Source organism: uncultured Shewanella sp. (genome assembly GCF_947491715.1).
GTDB lineage: Bacteria > Pseudomonadota > Gammaproteobacteria > Enterobacterales > Shewanellaceae > Shewanella.
Genome location: NZ_CANLKR010000003.1, coordinates 197358 through 215010, shown reverse-complemented (window position 1 = coordinate 215010; position 17653 = coordinate 197358). Strand labels below are relative to the sequence as shown.

The 17653-nt window shown below is 41.0% G+C and carries 17 protein-coding genes and 1 pseudogene; 6 read left to right on the top strand and 12 right to left on the bottom strand.

Annotation, left to right across the window (positions count from 1 at the left end; translation table 11 throughout):
• Nucleotides 1-434 precede the first annotated feature (434 nt).
• The 5 genes from Q0779_RS05200 to Q0779_RS05180 form a co-directional block, all read right to left on the bottom strand.
• On the bottom strand, nucleotides 435-1367 hold the full coding sequence (locus tag Q0779_RS05200) for a tyrosinase family protein (RefSeq protein ID WP_298770214.1): 933 nt from the start codon (nucleotides 1365-1367) through the stop codon (nucleotides 435-437).
• Between the two features lie 44 nt (nucleotides 1368-1411).
• The gene (locus Q0779_RS05195; protein ID WP_298770212.1) at nucleotides 1412-1951 is read right to left on the bottom strand and encodes a hypothetical protein; all 540 of its coding nucleotides are present in this window, start codon (nucleotides 1949-1951) and stop codon (nucleotides 1412-1414) included.
• Between the two features lie 180 nt (nucleotides 1952-2131).
• Nucleotides 2132-2443, bottom strand: a complete 312-nt coding sequence (locus Q0779_RS05190; protein ID WP_298770210.1) for a YciI family protein — start codon at nucleotides 2441-2443, stop codon at nucleotides 2132-2134.
• Between the two features lie 57 nt (nucleotides 2444-2500).
• The gene (locus Q0779_RS05185; RefSeq protein WP_298770208.1) at nucleotides 2501-2962 is read right to left on the bottom strand and encodes a hypothetical protein; all 462 of its coding nucleotides are present in this window, start codon (nucleotides 2960-2962) and stop codon (nucleotides 2501-2503) included.
• A gap of 167 nt (nucleotides 2963-3129) precedes the next feature.
• Entirely contained in the window at nucleotides 3130-4932 is a 1803-nt protein-coding gene (locus tag Q0779_RS05180; protein ID WP_298770228.1) for an ABC transporter transmembrane domain-containing protein, read from the bottom strand.
• 231 nt (nucleotides 4933-5163) lie between these two features.
• Between Q0779_RS05180 and Q0779_RS05175 the strand changes: the two genes are divergently transcribed.
• Nucleotides 5164-5436: a SelT/SelW/SelH family protein gene (locus Q0779_RS05175; RefSeq protein ID WP_298770206.1), complete on the top strand. Its 273-nt coding sequence runs from the start codon at nucleotides 5164-5166 to the stop codon at nucleotides 5434-5436.
• 130 nt (nucleotides 5437-5566) lie between these two features.
• Here Q0779_RS05175 and Q0779_RS05170 read toward each other — a convergent pair whose 3' ends face one another.
• The 4 genes from Q0779_RS05170 to sigZ form a co-directional block, all read right to left on the bottom strand.
• The gene (locus tag Q0779_RS05170; protein ID WP_298770205.1) at nucleotides 5567-6187 is read right to left on the bottom strand and encodes a pentapeptide repeat-containing protein; all 621 of its coding nucleotides are present in this window, start codon (nucleotides 6185-6187) and stop codon (nucleotides 5567-5569) included.
• Between the two features lie 253 nt (nucleotides 6188-6440).
• Complete coding sequence (locus Q0779_RS05165) at nucleotides 6441-6806, bottom strand: DUF427 domain-containing protein (protein WP_298770203.1); 366 nt, start codon at nucleotides 6804-6806, stop codon at nucleotides 6441-6443.
• Between the two features lie 36 nt (nucleotides 6807-6842).
• Complete coding sequence (locus tag Q0779_RS05160) at nucleotides 6843-7811, bottom strand: NAD-dependent epimerase/dehydratase family protein (protein ID WP_298770200.1); 969 nt, start codon at nucleotides 7809-7811, stop codon at nucleotides 6843-6845.
• Nucleotides 7812-8034: 223 nt separating this feature from the next.
• A complete protein-coding gene (gene sigZ, locus Q0779_RS05155) occupies nucleotides 8035-8643 on the bottom strand; it encodes an RNA polymerase sigma factor SigZ (protein WP_298770198.1) in 609 nt (202 codons plus the stop codon).
• 137 nt (nucleotides 8644-8780) lie between these two features.
• Here sigZ and arsH point away from each other — a divergent pair, with 137 nt between their 5' ends.
• Nucleotides 8781-9575, top strand: coding sequence for an arsenical resistance protein ArsH (arsH, locus tag Q0779_RS05150; protein ID WP_298770196.1), 795 nt, complete (start codon nucleotides 8781-8783; stop codon nucleotides 9573-9575).
• Nucleotides 9576-10210: 635 nt separating this feature from the next.
• Here the strand turns inward: arsH and Q0779_RS05145 are convergent.
• Complete coding sequence (locus Q0779_RS05145; protein ID WP_298770194.1) at nucleotides 10211-11263, bottom strand: AEC family transporter; 1053 nt, start codon at nucleotides 11261-11263, stop codon at nucleotides 10211-10213.
• A gap of 194 nt (nucleotides 11264-11457) precedes the next feature.
• On the opposite strand from Q0779_RS05145, the gene Q0779_RS05140 reads away from it, so the two are divergent.
• Nucleotides 11458-12318, top strand: a complete 861-nt coding sequence (locus tag Q0779_RS05140) for an ion transporter (protein WP_298770192.1) — start codon at nucleotides 11458-11460, stop codon at nucleotides 12316-12318.
• Nucleotides 12319-12464: 146 nt separating this feature from the next.
• On the opposite strand, the gene Q0779_RS05135 is transcribed toward Q0779_RS05140, so the two are convergent.
• Together Q0779_RS05135 and Q0779_RS05130 are read right to left on the bottom strand one after the other, a co-directional pair.
• Nucleotides 12465-12635, bottom strand: coding sequence for a hypothetical protein (locus tag Q0779_RS05135; RefSeq protein WP_298770190.1), 171 nt, complete (start codon nucleotides 12633-12635; stop codon nucleotides 12465-12467).
• Nucleotides 12605-12880, bottom strand: a pseudogene (locus Q0779_RS05130) (WbuC family cupin fold metalloprotein); the annotation flags it as partial. The pseudogene Q0779_RS05130 and the gene Q0779_RS05135, both read right to left, overlap by 31 nt.
• Before the next feature lie 398 nt (nucleotides 12881-13278).
• Between Q0779_RS05130 and Q0779_RS05125 the strand changes: the two are divergent.
• The 3 genes from Q0779_RS05125 to arnA all read left to right on the top strand — a co-directional run bounded on the left by Q0779_RS05125 (nucleotide 13279) and on the right by arnA (nucleotide 17645).
• Complete coding sequence (locus Q0779_RS05125; protein ID WP_298770188.1) at nucleotides 13279-14454, top strand: aminotransferase class I/II-fold pyridoxal phosphate-dependent enzyme; 1176 nt, start codon at nucleotides 13279-13281, stop codon at nucleotides 14452-14454.
• Complete coding sequence (locus Q0779_RS05120) at nucleotides 14444-15454, top strand: glycosyltransferase (RefSeq protein WP_298770186.1); 1011 nt, start codon at nucleotides 14444-14446, stop codon at nucleotides 15452-15454. Before Q0779_RS05125 ends, Q0779_RS05120 begins: the two co-directional genes overlap by 11 nt.
• Before the next feature lie 142 nt (nucleotides 15455-15596).
• The gene (gene arnA / locus Q0779_RS05115; protein WP_298770184.1) at nucleotides 15597-17645 is read left to right on the top strand and encodes a bifunctional UDP-4-amino-4-deoxy-L-arabinose formyltransferase/UDP-glucuronic acid oxidase ArnA; all 2049 of its coding nucleotides are present in this window, start codon (nucleotides 15597-15599) and stop codon (nucleotides 17643-17645) included.
• The last annotated feature ends 8 nt before the right edge of the window (nucleotides 17646-17653 follow it).

Genomic DNA, 17653 nt, shown 5'->3' with positions numbered 1-17653 from the left:
TTCATCATTTAAATCTCCGTTGACCAATATTCTGCTGCCGCCCAATCCATATCGGTGCCCGTGGTCCCTAACGTATTTAGATTATTCGCAACCATGAAAAGCACCTGACATGAGCACATTAATTAACTATAAAAATTAATTAGTTAACTAAAAATTATTGAATGTATTTTCAATATAACACGATCTAGACTAAAGTCTAAACAAATTAAGGCGGGGAAGTAAGAGAAACAACTAAGATTAATCAAACATAAACATTCATTAATCAATGTTAAAACAATATGCCATTCATTTATTAATATAACAAACAAAATGCAACAATATAGGCCTCTTTCAAATAAAGATAAAAACAAAAAAACAGATAGAAATCAAATAAAAAACCTTAGACACGATAAATCTAAAAAGATAATTAAAAATAGAAAAAATAAAGAATCACCTCATACCACTAAATCTTCCAAAGTATCATATCGATAATATTCGCTAACATCTAATACATCCCGTGGTGAAACACGTTCATTAAAAAAAGTGTGCATAGGATCATCCAAACGGTGAAATAAATAATCATCACTTTCTGCATTAGTCGGCTTATAAGTCATGTCAGACTGCTGTGTTTGCCATGCGGCCCACACCTTATCAATAAAGCAGTGATGCAAGAAAAATGTTGGGTCATTGGGAGAGGTTGATAATACCATGTCCCCATACATTGGCGCATCTTGCTCGCCATCGCGCCCTCCTACAGACAAGTGAATATTATTATGTAATCGATTATCCCCTACCCAACCTTCTAGAAGATTACGAAAACTGAAAACAGACTCATTATAAGGTGGAACATCATATTGACTTTCAGAATGAATGAGCGCCCTTAATGTGGCTTTATTACCAATTTCAACATTTGGCCATTGGCCTAAAAAACGTCGCATTGGTCGACTCAATGGCCTCGGAAAAGGAGTGCTCCCAAAAGCATTTTGGTCGAGGCGAATAGCCCAACGCTCATCCATAAATTGCCCTAGATAATCTCCAGACCAAATGAGAGACTCAGACATATTATCGGCATCTTCAGACCAATCCCAATAAGGTAGTCTAAAATCTGCATCATTAATCGCTTCACCCAACATGCGTTCTAATCTTAAGAGCATATAACGATGCCAAGGTAAAAATACCGGACCACTGTGAGCCGCATTTCGTCGCATCTGCTCAGGCGGCGTCGATAACATCATGGCTCTGTGATGCCAAAATACAAAGAAGTCATACAAAGAAAATTGGCCCTCTTGACCCGGCCAAGGCGACTTATCTAAATCTTTCAATACCCAAATAGCCTCAAAATATTGCTCCGCTGCATGCGAGTCTTGTAGCACATTATGTCTTATCATGGTTCTTCCCTTTACATCTACTTGTAAACAAACACCTCAAAGCATCACTCATGTCCATGGTGAGGTTTATGTTTTTGACTCGCCATCTTCTCGAGTTGAACAGCTTTCATCTGTGAATGTTCTTCATGCTCACGATGGCCACCGGCAGAAAAAGTATCCTTATTATCAATAGAGTGAGAAGTCGAAGAGAATGCTTCAGCGTGATGATGAGAGTGCTCTGATTGAGTAGGGATCGCTTCTTTAGGGGTATTATTAATCAAAACCTTAATTAATGACTCCACCGACAGAGCCCTTGTATAAGGCGTATTGTGACATTGCAGTTGACCATCAGCGTCAAAATTGGCATGCAGCATGACCACCTGTCCGTTCACCTTCACGCTGATTTCTTCTACTATTTCGACCAACATCCCTTTATGCTCAAAGGTCTTAGTTTTTTTCAATTTTGAATGGTGGGCCTGATGCCCAGTATATTGAGGATACTGATGAGTGATCCATTCGGGTTGTGAATGCGCTTCATCAAAGGGATCGACCAAACATAAACTAGCTATCTCCCACTGACCTTCCTTAGTCCATTTATCATCCATAATGAGTGACTCCTTAACGACCTCACTGATAATTGCAAGCTTAAGTGCCAACTCGCAACAATCAACAATCAACAATCAACAATCAACAACTGCAATCATTAATGGTAGTCAACACTTCGCAAAAAATCACTTCCTTTACCCCCCCTCTTCTTTAAGTCAGCATTAAGTATCACTGGAATCCTAATCCAACAAAAATGTTAACCTTTCATCGGCTTTTGAGGGCACGATTTCTATAATCTCAGGTGTGACGATATGCTCTTTCACAAAAGGATCTTCTTGAAGTAATTTATCTAACCCCTCTCGCGTAATCTTATGTGCGATGATCCCGCCACCTAACTCAGGTTGTAGACTACCGGACACCAAAAACACGCCATTATCATAGCCTCGCTGAAGCCAATCGAGGTGTGCTGGCATAAAACGTTTGGCTTTGCTTTCTGTCTCACTATGATCTAAATTCTGCGCAAGTGAAAAAGATAACTTAATAATAAACATAACGGATCCTTATTTTATAGGGGGGATTATGGTGCTATTAATGCTCTCTCAAGGTGGTTAACTCAACATCACGCAGCTAATCGACCCCGTATTATGATCCATGTCATTTCTCAACCATTTGCCGTATAAAAACCAACGATTATCCAGTCGTTCATAACGGATCACTTCAACACCATTCACCGTTTTTTTATTGGGAAAATGTAAATTGTAAGATAAAGACAAGGTTTCATTCTGCAAAATGGCCACAGCTTGAGCATTAATCTCTTGGCCATTTAAACTATAAACCCATTTAATATCATAAGTTTGGTATCGACGACTGTTTCCAGACGTTAAAGATAACGTCAATTGTTTATTGGTATGAATTTCTTTGATGTCTTTATGATTGGTACTGATGCATTCATATTGGCCTGATAAATCAAATTCTTGTGTTAATCGCTCCTCTACCGCGTGGATCTTTCCGTGTGCGGCCATACTGGATAAACACAATAAAACGAATATCGCTCCCTTGTTCAATATCATGAATCATCCTCTATCGGTAAATGATTACTCAGCGTTTAAGCTGAGCAGTCACTTCAATCATACCGATAATCATTGACATAATGCAGTCCCCAAAAGAACTAAATCACTCAAATTTCCCCATACAGAATTGATACATTGAGACTAAGTGCATTAATACTCAGTAATACTCAGTGATGAGATTCTTTTATGCTATCAAACTGTAATTCACATAAACGTTGATACAACACTGAACTTTTCAATAACACTTGATGCGTTCCCGTAGCTACGATTTCTCCTTTATCCATCACCACGATAATATCAGCGTGAACCACAGTGGATAAACGATGAGCAATGATGAGTGTCGTTCGGTGCTGCATCAAAGTTTTTAATGCCGCTTGAACATGATATTCACTGTCTGCATCTAATGCACTCGTCGCCTCGTCAAGCAAAAGCACTTGAGGATCTTTTAAAATTGCCCGAGCAAGGGCAATCCGCTGTTTTTGTCCCCCGGATAGTCGCACCCCCTGTTCACCTAAATAGCTTTGATAGCCTTGAGGTAACCGCTCAATAAAGTCATGAGCATGCGCTTGTTTGGCTGCCATAATGACTTCCTCATCTGTGGCATCAGGCTTACCATAACGTATGTTATGCCACACATCGGTGCTAAACAGTACAGGTTGTTGTGGCACCATGCCCATGGCTTGCCTTAATGCCTCCAGTTTAAGCTCAGTCACGTCAACCCCATTAAACAGCACTTGGCCCTTTTGGGGATCATAAAAACGCTGAAAAAGTTCAAACAAGGTCGTTTTACCCGCGCCAGAGGGGCCCACAAACGCCACAACTTTACCTTGTGGTATTTGCAAATTAATCTTCTTAAGCGCGGCAATCTCTGGCTGAGAAGGATAATAAAAATCCCCATTTTTAAACTCAAGCACCGTTTTTTGCTGCGCTTTAACCAATATAGGGTTGTCCAATTCTTGAATATCGCTACTCACTTTTAATAGCTCAAGTAGCCGTGTAGCAGAGCCTGCAGCGCGTTGTAATTCCCCATACACTTCACTAATCGTGGCGACTGACATCGCCACCATAATGGCATAGAAAATGAAGGCGCCAAGCTCCCCGCCAGTCATCTGCCCAGCTAAAACATCCATTCCCCCTACCCAAAGCATCATGCTGATGGCGGCAAACGTAAAAAAAATCACCACAGCAATCAGCAAAGATCGTTGTTTCACGCGGCGTTTAGCCACATCAAATGCTTTTTCAACTTCCCGACCAAAAGCCAATTGCTCAAGACGTTCGTGGGTATAGCTTTGCACCACTTTAATATTTTGGATAATCTCACCGGCATATGTGCCAATGTCAGCAATAGCATCTTGACTGCTGGCCGCTAACGTCCTTACTTTTCGACCAAAAATCATCATAGGGACCAGAATAAGTGGCATGCAAATAATCACAAATAAAGTCAGTTTAAAGCTGGTGATCAGCAGCATGATTAACCCCCCTACGAGGATAAAAAAACTGCGCAGGGCCATGGAAAAAGACGAGCCTATAATAGATTGTAGCAATACGGTATCTGTCGTTAACCGTGACATGATCTCCCCGCTACGATTTTCTTCAAAATAACTGGGATGCAAGGTAACAATTTGATTAAAGACGGCCTTTCGAATATCACCACTGATCCGCTCTCCCAACCAAGACATTAAATAAAAACGAGTAAAGGTGCCCACAGCCAACAAACTAATCATCCCCATTAATACATAAATAGCCTGACTTAATTGCGCTTTAGAGCCTGCAATAAATCCATTATCAAGGATGAGTTTCACGCCTTGTCCTAAAGAGAGACTCACCGCCGCTGTGATTATCAAGGCTAATAAGGCAAACAAAGCCATCACTTTATAGGGACGGATAAATGCCAATATAGGCAATAAACTCCTAAAAGCGCTGGGTTTTGTTGCATTGTGTTGACTATTGTGAGTTTGATTGACGTGAATGTTTTCAGATGTACCTGTCGCCGCTACGCCTTGCTCATTCAATACGTTATGCTTATTATCCAAAGCTTACTCGATTATTTGATAAAGAGATAAAAGACATGGTTATTCATTGTCCGTAATTCAAGTCCACGGAGGTAATAATTTCAGAAATAACAAGCCAAAAGTAAGCCCACTTATTGTATAATATCGCCAATATTGAGAACAAACATAGGGCGTCACAAAGGAGTACCCATGAAGCCTAAAATTACCATTCACTACTGTGTTCTATGCCAATGGCTATTAAGAAGTGGTTGGCTCGCTCAAGAATTGCTATCCTCCTTTAGCGACGAATTGAAAGAAGTCTCATTAGCACCTGCGAGCAAAGGCACCTTTAGAATTTACTACGACGACACTCTCATTTGGTGCCGAGAACAAGATGGTGGTTTTCCTGAAGCGAAAATATTAAAACGCCGTGTCAGAGATCAACTCGATCCCGAACGGAATATGGGTCATATCGATAGTTAACGGATGCTCTACTCCTGATACGACTCCAAGGTGCAAGCGTCATAACACAATAAAGCGCTTGCTCAACAGCAGTCCTAATATAAGTTCATATAAGTTCATCGGATTATGTCGATATAACCAACCGACGAGCTCAATCGACCAATGTAATATCCAAGCTCTGTAACAGGTTCAGCGCCTCAAACCGTGAAAACTTGGCATGAGTGAGTGTATTATTCAACATATTGATATCAATGTGAACGGAATCGGTAAAATCGACAGCCCCCAACTGAGTTCGCATAAAAAGACTCTGAAATAAATCACAATTGGTTATTTTGGAATCTGTAAAATCCCCTTCACGAAAATCCACATCTCGAAGCTGACATGAGTCAAAGACTAACTCATTTAAAACAAGCCCAAAGAAAGAAGCACCGTTTAACATGCAGTGTTTAAAGGTCAATTCAGGATCTCGTCTAAATGTCGGCCAATCCGCTTGGGTCCAATCCACGCCTATTAACTTGCATTCAATAAAATTCACATCAAATAGCTCTGTATATGGCCACTTCACGACACTCATCTGACAACGGTTAAATTGACAATGAATAAATTTGCAGTCTTTAAACTGAGTCTCATTGAAATCACAATCATTAAAAGTGCAATCCTCAAACTGTATACCTGAAAAATGCTGCTGACTTATGTTTACCGCTTCAAAAAGACAATCAACATATTCACCATGACTCGCCCATTTTCCCTGGCTATTATCAGACTCGCGCATTTCATCCCCATTATTTTATCAACACGATTAATCATATCATCACCCAAGAAATATCACTGTATAAAATAACAGTAATCAATACAAGTTAAACGCATATATTTAGGTTTATCCGTTGCTTTTCTAACGAGGAAGTGAGGTCGATAATGACACAACCCCCAGTAATGTTCTTCCCACGGGGCCTTAATTGTTGAAATAACCAGATTTCATGATTTAACCGCATATGGTTATGTATACCGCCCCCTCAAACGCCATTTTACGGTACTTGTTTATGACATACTCGACTGGCATCAAAAGAAGCATACCCTTTTATCGGCGCCACAGGAACGAGAGGCTCTGAATAATACCAAACCGCATTTTCATGTACTATCCCATTCACAGTAATACTATAATAACTCGCCTCTCCCTTAATAGGGCAAAAGGTATGCAAATCGGTTCTCGTTAAATATCGGTCATTGATATCTGTTACGGGAATATACCATACAGGAGGTAATTCCCCTTTAGGCGATATTTCATTGACTATGATTGCTTGCTCGCTCTCAGCTATCACCACATCATCTACAATGAGTTGAATATGCTGACTAGCAGGAGTTATTTTGGCATAATGCTTTAGATCGCTCACAATGTTTATCCTCATTTCATCATAAAATTGATTGAATTAATTCTCACCTTCTACTTCTTTTAAAATGGACCAAAATTCATTCTGCAAGGCAAGATCATTCAACGCAGGATTCATTGGAATTTGATCCATCAATGCACCTAATGTCTTGCCTTTAGGCGCACCAATAACCTCACCATTTTTACCCACCTTTCCCAGTAAGCAATCAACAAATTTTTGCGCGCCTTGTTGAGGACTCTGCGCTTTTCCTAATAACTGCATTAGTTTGAACATGATATTTTCCATTACCCAACGCTTAACTATAGGCAAGTCCATTAACCCGTCCGTACCGTAAGTGAGCCCAGGAGAAAACCAAATAACCTCCATATTAGCTTCTTTTTTCGCAAGTGCCATCGTCCATAGCGCCCCCATAAATTTAGACACGCCTATTGCATTCATAGGATGATATTGCTCAGTATTTGATTTATTGAAAATATATTCACGCAAGGCGTTAGCAGAAGTAAAACTGGGCACTTTTATCATGCCGGGGATCCCTCTAGCCCCTTCTCCACCGGCATAAACGACTCTCACATTAGGTGCTAACTTTTGATATTTTTTCAAAAAAAATAACGTAATATGAGCACCAATGACATTTTGAAAAATCGTTTTTTCGATAACATGTCCATTCCATTTCACTGTTTCATAATCTTTAGAAAAGACGACTCCTCCTGCTTGCAGAAAAACCACATCAAATTGAATATCATCAGGCAAGGCTTTAATCGCCGCTTCAATTTTATCAGGGGCGTTCATATCAAAATCCCCTTTTGCCGCAATTAACTGAGTGGAAATGTGAGAACCTAAGGCCTGCATCTTCAACAGTTCATCACGGGCAAGAGCCGCTTTGTTCGCATCACGCGCCGCCATCACAATACTGGCCACTTCTTTTTGGCATAATAAACGTGTCACTGCTTTACCCATGCCGCCATTCGCACCGGTCATAAAAACAGATAATGCTTTATTCTCACTCATCTTTACTCTCCACACGGATCTGTTTGGTAAAAACACATCATGAACCTATTGGTACAAGAAGTCAAATACTTACAATAATGAAGAAAAAATGAGGTGAAACTCATCATTATTTAAATGATAAAACGATAAAATTGAACACAAAAAAGCCCCTTACGGGGCTTTCGTTTCTTATAATATCCTATTCAATCATCAACTGAACAAATATTGGTATAATAAAATGCCATCAACAAGGTTTATGTTTATTCTCTTTCACCTCATAATCCATTAAATTCCCTTGATTATCGAGTTGCATATGACAGCAATCATCAAAGACTTTACGCAGCTCTGAGCGCGCTTTTTTCACTCTCGACTTAATCGTTGAATAAGGAATACCCTTTTCCGCCGCATAATCCTTTTGTGACCGACCTTCAAGCTCTATCGCAGTCAACAACTGATTATTATCCTTTGACAATGCATGCACAAAAGGCTCAATACACTGGGCTAACTCTTGCTTAGTTTCCTCGTGTGTACCTTCCTGATTGTCCTTTTTTCCTGTATTTGTGACAATATCCCCTTTCACGTCGCTAAAAAAAGGGTCATCCCAATCAATATGTTTAACCTTAGCATTGCGGCGATAATAATCAGTGATGGTATGACTCGCAATTTGAAATAACCATGATTTTATCGCTTTCTCGCTGCGCACCGTATGCAAATGCTGGTGGGTCTTAATTAAAATATCTTGCAATAAATCCTCGACATCCGCCTCATTAGACACCTTAAAATGTAAAAAGGCTTTTAAACTGGTGCGATATTCATCCCATATTTTCTCTAACGTCACGCTAATTGACCTCAAATTGATCCATCTATTCATTATAAGTAAGACGCTCAAACAAGCAAAAAGACGAAAAAATGGTAATACTAAAAAATATGTCGTCTTTTTCAAATTCAGTGCGTCTTAATGGATAAATAACATTTTTAGAGACAAACCCCATGAAAGAGTTCACTCAAGAAACCCGCTTAACTCACTATTTAACCGAGCAAGACTTTAACGTAACGTTACCTACTGCTGAGTCATTGAATGAAGTCGATAACACAGCCAATGTGAGTACTACTTCGAATATAACACCCCCTCATAAACCAAGAGTATTGATGTTATATGGATCATTACGTCCACGTTCTTTTAGCCGATTAAGCGCAGAAGAAGCTGGCCACATTTTAACAGCGATGGGCGCCGAGGTACGCTTTTTTAATCCAGAAGGGTTACCTCTATTTGACGGCGGAGGTTCGGTAGATCACCCTAAAGTGCAAGAACTGCGCGAGCTCGTCATTTGGTCTGAGGCACAAGTTTGGTCATCACCCGAAATACACGGCAATATGTCCGGTTTACTGAAAACACAAATTGACTGGATCCCCTTATCTTCAGGTGCAGTCAGGCCAACACAAGGCAAAACACTCGCAGTGATGCAAGTGACAGGAGGATCACAAAGTTTTAATGCCGTGAATAATATGCGCATTTTAGGCCGCTGGATGCGCATGCTCACCATTCCCAATCAATCATCCATTGCCAAAGCGTATAATGAGTTTCATGAGGATGGCAGCATGAAAGCCTCACCTTTTCGCGATCGCATTGTCGATGTGATGGAAGAGCTGATGCGCTTTACGCATTTAACCCGAGATCACAGTGATTTTTTGGTGGATCGTTACAGCGAACGTAAAAAAGCCGCTCTGGATGAAGCAACACGTAAAGCCCAAGAGCAAACTTTCACACGGGCGGTGGGGGAATAAGGTCCCCCGCCAGACCTGTTCTCATTATCAGGCTTTATACCCAAACCACTTGAAAGTGCATGTTTTCAGAGCCCGTAAAAGGGCTTAATTCAAGGCGCATTAGTGAAAGAATGCTTATTGCCTTGTGAGATCATGCAACGCAGAAGTTAGCGTTTTTACGGACTCCCAACGGGCTGGTTTAAAACACTTTTATACTGCGTTACTGAGTATCAACTTAGAATGACTAAGCCAGAAACTCAATACCTTGCCTAAAAATGTTTTAATTCCAGCTGAATCCTGCATCTTCAATTGGTTTGGGTATAAATAGCATTCAATTAAGCACTTTTTTATCAATATGTGTCATCGATAAAATAGTGCTTATTAACTCAAGAAAAATGATTAAGTTCTCCTTGTACTTAATCTCCTCCATGCCTGCTTTAAACCTAGGGCATAAGCCATTCCAATGAATAAGCAAATTTTCAATTCGTTAGTTCAAAACGATAAGAAATACCTCACCTCTAACTTAAACGAAGCGAAAATGCATTTAAGACTGACTCACCTTGGAACACAACTTTAGTCTCAGAAACCCTCAATGTTAAAGAGGCTATCTCAAACTGACCGTCTTCTGGATGCGGTATGATTCGATGCTATATCATTCACAGCAACACAAATAGCCAAAGACTGAAACTCAACAATGACAGTATGGTCGACAGTACCACACTACTGGCCACAATATCTTGCTGCTGCTTAAGTTGCGCGGCAATAAGATATGCATTCACCCCTAAAGGTGAAGCGCTCAATAGCACCACAAGGTTTAATGATGTTGCATCCATGTGTAAAATTTCATTGCCGAAAACATACACTAAACTGGGTAAGAGTAATAGTTTAACCATACTTGCCCAGAATGCAGCCACCCACCCTTGACGGATCTGGTAGCGACAAAGGTTGGCGCCTAATACAAATAAAGCGCAAGTAAGCGCCGGTTTTGCCAACAGATCTAAGGCGGTGAATAAAAATGACCAAAGTTGGAACCCACTTAAATTTACCAACAAACCTAAACCTATACTCAACACGATATTATTGAGCAGAACACTTTTTAGAAACCCCGACCATGACATGCTGCCTTGCTGAGCATTCGCTCCACTATTCGCCTCACAAAAGTAAGTCAAGCCAAATAGCAGCGCACTGTGAAACGTCATAATCGTAAACACTCGGCCTATCATGGTCTCACCTAAGGTCGCAATAATGATCGGCAAGCCCACCAGCACAGTATTAGAATAACTGCAGGCCAAAGCATAAACCCCACTGGCAGCCATCGACGGTTTTCTTAGGAAGGGAAATGGGGTTAACCTTGTACTGTCGACAACATTATCTTGGCATGGCAGCCCTTCTTTAACCTGCCCTCGTAGGGCTTGTTGGGGGAGTCGATAAAGCATCAATCGCCACAATCCAAAGCCAATCATATACACACTCACCACAGGTACATAGAAGGCAATGACACTTTTCATGTCGAAACTGGCCTTAAGATCGGCCTGATACATGTTTAGAAATAAAAATACAGGCATACTCAAAGAGAAGGTAAAACGGCTTATCCCCGTGATTTGCGCTTTAGTCAAAAACACTTTATAGCCACAAAGGTAGCCAAGAGAGATAATAAACAACAAGGGGAAAATAACCGTAAAAATAAATGAGATCACTAACGCTTTCATCCACAATATCAAAACAAGCTACAGTATACAGCCCCATTCACGAGAGTCACAATCACGATAACAATGCCTTTTCATTGAAAGTATGACTACATATTGAACAACTCCCGATATTGGAACAGCTTTTACTTTGCGTAAGCCCTTAACTCCTCTACAATCGCCACTTTGTTAATTCCACTTTGATTTAATGTTTAGTTATGGATATAAAAAACATTCAAGCGTTATCAATTCGCTTACGTAATAATAAAATTTTTGAACTCTTTGTCGTCAGTATTATTATTCTTTCGGCCCTACTCATTGGCGCTAAAACCTATAATATGCCCAGCTTGATCGTGGGGATGGTGAAAGTGCTCGACATGGCCATTACGGTCATTTTCCTGTTTGAAATTTGTGTCCGTTTTTTAGCAGAAGAAAATAAAAAACGTTTCTTTCATAATGGCTGGAATGTCTTCGATACACTCATTGTCATCATTAGTTTAATTCCTATTGAAAATGGTGAAATGGCCATTATTGGTCGACTGGTACGCATTTTCAGAGTCTTGCGTATGATCTCCATTATTCCTGAATTGCGCCTATTATTAAACTCCCTGCTGCGCGCCTTACCGCAGCTGGGTTATGTGTTGTTGTTGATGTTTATTATTTTCTATATTTATGCTGCCGTTGGCGCCACCTTCTTTGCTGAAATAAACCCCGTGCTTTGGGGGGATATCTCCATTTCACTGCTGACCTTATTTCGGATCATGACCTTTGAAGATTGGACTGATGTCATGTATGAAACCATGGCCGTTTATGGCTTTAGCTGGATTTATTACCTCAGTTTTATTTTCCTTACCGCGTTTGCTTTTCTCAATATGGTGATCGGCATTGTGGTCAATGTATTAGAAGATGAAAATGCCAAAGCACAAGCCGAAAAAGATAAAGCCGAAGGCAAAGTCACACTCGATGAATTGGCATTAGAAATTCGTCAATTGAAGGCATTATTAGACCCCAAAGCATCAGGCAAACTTGAACCCTCAGTCCACAGGCACAATAGTCCCCAAAAAAAAGCCAGTAATTAACTTAATGGCCAACAAAAAATAGCAACCAAGCTTTTTATATTCTGTATGCTTTTTATATTCTGTATGCTTTTTATATTCTGTATAATAGCCCCATAAAAAGCTTGGTTTTTGATAAAAAATAAAGCCACTATTCCAACCATAGCCCATCAAGATACACCGGCTTGCGATCCCACTGGTAACGCCCGTAATCTTTCAAGAAAAACAGCCGTCTTCTGAGTGTTCTCTATGAGCGCCCAAGGTGCAAATTCTTTATCTGTCTGAGCAATATAAGGCCCCTCCTTGATTTCTAATGCCAATGTTCCCGCTTGTTTTGCCACATAAGTAGCCAAGTATTCGCGGGTAATAGAACCACGCGTGTTGCCGTTGAACTCATGTGTATGCGAGACAATAATTCCCCTTCGTCATTAAAAATGAGCACATCAATTTCCCCCGAAAGCAGCATAAACATTCCCCATTTATGACTGTCAACATGGCGGTGAGGGCAAATATACGTCCCAGGCTCCATCGCCATTAGCAAACGTTGTACATTGGCATTTGACGTTTCATGAAGATTGAAATGTGCCCTCTTTCGTTCAACCTAACTCGCCTTTTTTGTTAACGTATTAAAATCATCTTGTGTCACCGTATTTATCATCGCTTCCCCATACAAGCCACTGATCGTTGATTCAATGTATTGCCTTAAATAAAAACACTGTTAAATAAAAACACTGTTTTCTATCCCAATAAAACCCTGTTCTACTGTGAATTGTGAGTGATTATCACCATCAAATCACATCATTGTTAGAAAAAAGTGTTATCAAAAAGTTTTTATAATGTTATAAATAATGGTATTGATACACAATGTTAAAAGACGCAAGTTAAAAGAAAAAGACAAGCACTAAAACAAGGAAGGTTTACAAAACACAATGGAAATGCGCTTATTCAAGTCAATTGATAAGATGTTTATGAATTAGGATGTTTATGAATAAAGAATTTTTACCATTGTGCCGACCAGCGTTGGATGACAATGATATTAATGCGGTTATCGAAGTGCTTCAAAGCGGCTGGATCACAACAGGTCAGCAATGTCATGCCTTAGAAACCTTAATCACCCAACACACAGGCGCTGCCTATGCCGTCACACTGAGCAGCGCCACAGCAGGCATGCACTTAGCCTTATTGGCACTGGGAATAGGCCCAGGAGATGAAGTGATCACCCCGTCGTTAACTTGGGTATCCACCGTTAATATGATCACATTATTGGGCGCTAAGCCCGTTTTTGTTGATGTGGATCCCGATACCTTAATGACCGATGCCGAGCGAATTGGTTCACTCATTACTTCAAAGACAAAGCTCATTATTCCGGTACATTATGCCGGAGCGCCGCTGGATATTGATGCGCTTTATGCTTTATCAACACGCTATAACATTCCCATTCTTGAAGATGCTGCTCATGCCCTAGGCACATACTATAAAGATCGCCCCATAGGCCAAACTGGGCATTGTATTTTCTCCCTACACGCTATCAAAAACATTACCACCGCAGAAGGGGGCATATTCACGACACAAGATAAAGCCCTTGCCGAACGCATTCGCCGTTTGCGTTTTCATGGTTTAGGCGTCGATGCCTTTGACAGAGAGCACCAAGGACGTCGTCCACAAGCAGAGGTTATCGAACCGGGTTTTAAATACAATATGCCCGATCTCTGTGCCGTGTTAGCAATTGGTCAACTACAACGTATTGATAAAATAACTAAAAAACGTCAACAACTCGCCAAATTATATCAAGATAAGCTCCAGTCTATTACGGGGATCACACCTTTAAGTGTGCCTCATTATCCCCATACCCATTGCTGGCACCTTTTTATTGTGCGCATCGACCCCTTGACTTTCGGCCTCAATAGAGATGATTTCATTGAAGCACTCAAAACACATAACATAGGCACGGGTATCCATTTTAAAGCGTGTCACAGTCAACACTATTATCGCGAATTACACCAAAATTCGCTGAATGATATTGAGGACAGATTATCTAACACCATCATAAACAGTGAACAAATCTGCTCTTTACCCCTTTTCCCGAACATGATCCCTGATGATGTTAACCGGGTGATCAGCGCCATCATCCAGATCTCGGAGCAACACCATGAAGCATAATCAAGCTATTACATTCATCTCCATTGTTATTCCGGTATACAATGAACAAGCGTGTTTACCTGAGCTCATTCACCGCACCACCGCAACCATGAGTCAACTGAATAAAAAGTACGAAATTATCCTGATTGATGATGGCAGCCAAGATAATAGCGCCGAACTCATTGAAGCCGCCTCATCGGCACCTCACAGTCACATTGTCGGTATCATGCTTAATCGTAATTATGGTCAACACAATGCCATCATGGCAGGTTTTGAACATGTCCGTGGCGATCTGATTATTACCTTAGATGCCGATCTACAAAACCCACCAGAAGAGATCCCCAAATTAATTGCCAAAGCAGAAGAAGGCTTTGATGCCGTCGGCACCATCAGAAAAAACAGACAAGACAGTATACTGCGACGCTTTCCTTCTAAAATCATCAATCACATCGTTAAACGATCCACGGGTGTTGAAATGAATGATTACGGCTGCATGTTAAGAGCGTATCGCCATCACGTAGTGCAAGCTATGCTAGCCTGCCATGAAAGAAGTACTTTTATTCCTATTCTTGCCAATGGCTTTGCTCGCCGTACCGCTGAAATTGAAGTCGCTCATCATGAACGTATTCAAGGGGATTCAAAATATAACTTTATGGCCCTGATTAATTTAATGTTTGATTTACTCACGAGTATGACAACCGCCCCATTGAGACTGTTAAGTCTTATTGGCGGTGGCATTGCCTCCATTGGCGTATTATTCGGTTTGGGCTTATTCTTTTTGCGCTTTATCTATGGCAGTGAATGGGGCGTCGATGGCATTTTCCCCTTATTTTCCATTCTCTTTATTTTTATTGGCGCACAATTTATCGGTTTAGGATTATTAGGTGAGTACATTGGCCGCATTTACTCCGATGTGCGAGCGCGACCACGATATTATGTACAAGAGATCCTCATTGGAGAAGCGAGCCAACAAGTCAGAGAGCAAAACCAAACGGTGATCGCTATAAAACAAACTCCATAATGAAAACCATGTTCTGATGTAATAGCAAAGCCAAATAAACAAAACATAAACGAAGTCGAATATTAACCATGCGACTAATCCGCCTAGTGACATTGACCGTCACACGATGTTGGGTGACTTCACTTTTATACAAGGATGCAATATGAAAGCCGTTGTATTTGCTTACCATAATATCGGTTGCGCCGCGATTCAAAGTTTACATGAAGCGGGCATCGAAATCTTAGCTGTTTTTACTCATTTAGATAATCCCAAAGAACAGGTTTTCTTTGGATCCGTTGCTAAGCTCGCGGCCAGCTTTAATATTCCCGTGTTCGCACCGGATGATGTCAACCATCCACTGTGGGTAGAACGTATCCGTCAGCTATCACCCGATTGCCTATTCTCTTTTTATTACAGACACCTGCTCTGCCAAGATATTCTCGATGTTGCACCACAAGGCGGGTTTAATCTTCATGGATCCTTACTGCCCCGCTATCGTGGACGCGCGCCGATTAATTGGGCGCTCATTAATGGTGAAACACAAACCGGTGTGACATTACATACCATGACAAATAAGCCTGATGAGGGCGATATCGTCGCAGCCGCTTCTTTACCTATCACCCTCAGTGATACCGCAGCGAGCCTACACCAAAGAATGACACAATTGAGCAGCGAGTTATTAAGAGACGTCTTGCCTAAAATAAAGCAAAACACCCATACATTAACACCACAAGATCATAGCCAAGCCAGTTATTATGGCCGCAGAACCCCCGCTGATGGCGAAATAAAATGGGCCGAACCACCTCTTCGTATATTTAACCTTATTCGCGCAGTGACCGACCCCTTTCCCGGCGCATTTTCTTTTTTAGGCAATAACAAAGTCATTATTTGGCAAGCCAGGCCCATTAATACCCCTACAGAGGCCTCGGTCGGTACCATCATAAATACCGCGCCACTGACTGTCGCCTGCCATCAAGGCGCCCTAATTATTGAAGCGGGGCAGGCAGAAAGCGGGTTATACCTCAATGGCGATCAACTGGTCAATGATCTGCACTTAGTCAAAGGTATGCGCTTTGGCCCCCAAGCCAGCGCAATGCTATCAGCCAAAAAACGAAAAAAAGTCCTTATCATGGGCGCGAATGGCTTTATTGGTAATCATCTCACTAAACGCTTACTCGATGATGGCCAATATGAAATTTATGCCATGGATATGAGTTCAAGCCAGATAAAACAATATTTAGGGGATCCTGACTTTCATTTTGTCGAAGGTGATATCACCATACACAGTGAATGGATTGAATATCACATCAAGAAATGTGACATTGTTTTACCTTTAGTCGCCATTGCAACACCTATCGAATATACCCGTAATCCGCTGCGAGTATTTGAACTGGATTTTGAAGAAAACCTCAAGGTCGTTCGAGCCTGTGTAAAATACAACAAACGCATTATTTTCCCATCGACATCTGAAGTTTATGGCATGTGTAGCGACGAAGAGTTTAATGAAGATACCTCATCATTGGTCACAGGCCCCATTAATCGACAACGTTGGATTTATTCAGCATCAAAACAGCTACTTGATAGGATCATTTGGGCTTACGGTAAACAAGATAATTTATCATTTACCCTTTTTAGACCCTTTAATTGGATGGGCCCAAAATTAGACAGCTTAGACTCTGCTCGCATTGGTTCCAGCCGTGCCATCACCCAATTGATTTTAAATTTAGTGGAAGGCACGCCCATAAAACTCATCGACGGCGGCGAACAAAAACGATGCTTTACTGATATTTCTGAAGCTATCGAAGCCTTATTTCGAATTATTGAAAACAAAAATGCAGTCTGTAATGGACAAATCATTAATATTGGTTCCCCTGAGAATGAAGCCAGTATCAAGCAAATGGCCGAGATCTTAGTGGATAAATTTGAGCAACACCCACTTCGCAACCAATTCCCGCCTTTTGCTGGCTACAATTTAGTTGAAAGTCAGTCTTTTTATGGTGACGGCTATCAAGATGTTCAGCACAGACGACCCAGTATTCACAATGCCAAAAAACTGCTGAATTGGGAGCCCCATATAAAAATGGAGCAAACTATTGAAAAGACGTTAAATTTCTTTTTAAAGTCCGCAGTAGAAGAACAAGCTTGGATCCCTGAAATTATTCGACGTTCAGATAAAGATGCTGAATTGACATTAGTCATAGGGACGGAGTGATCATCGCC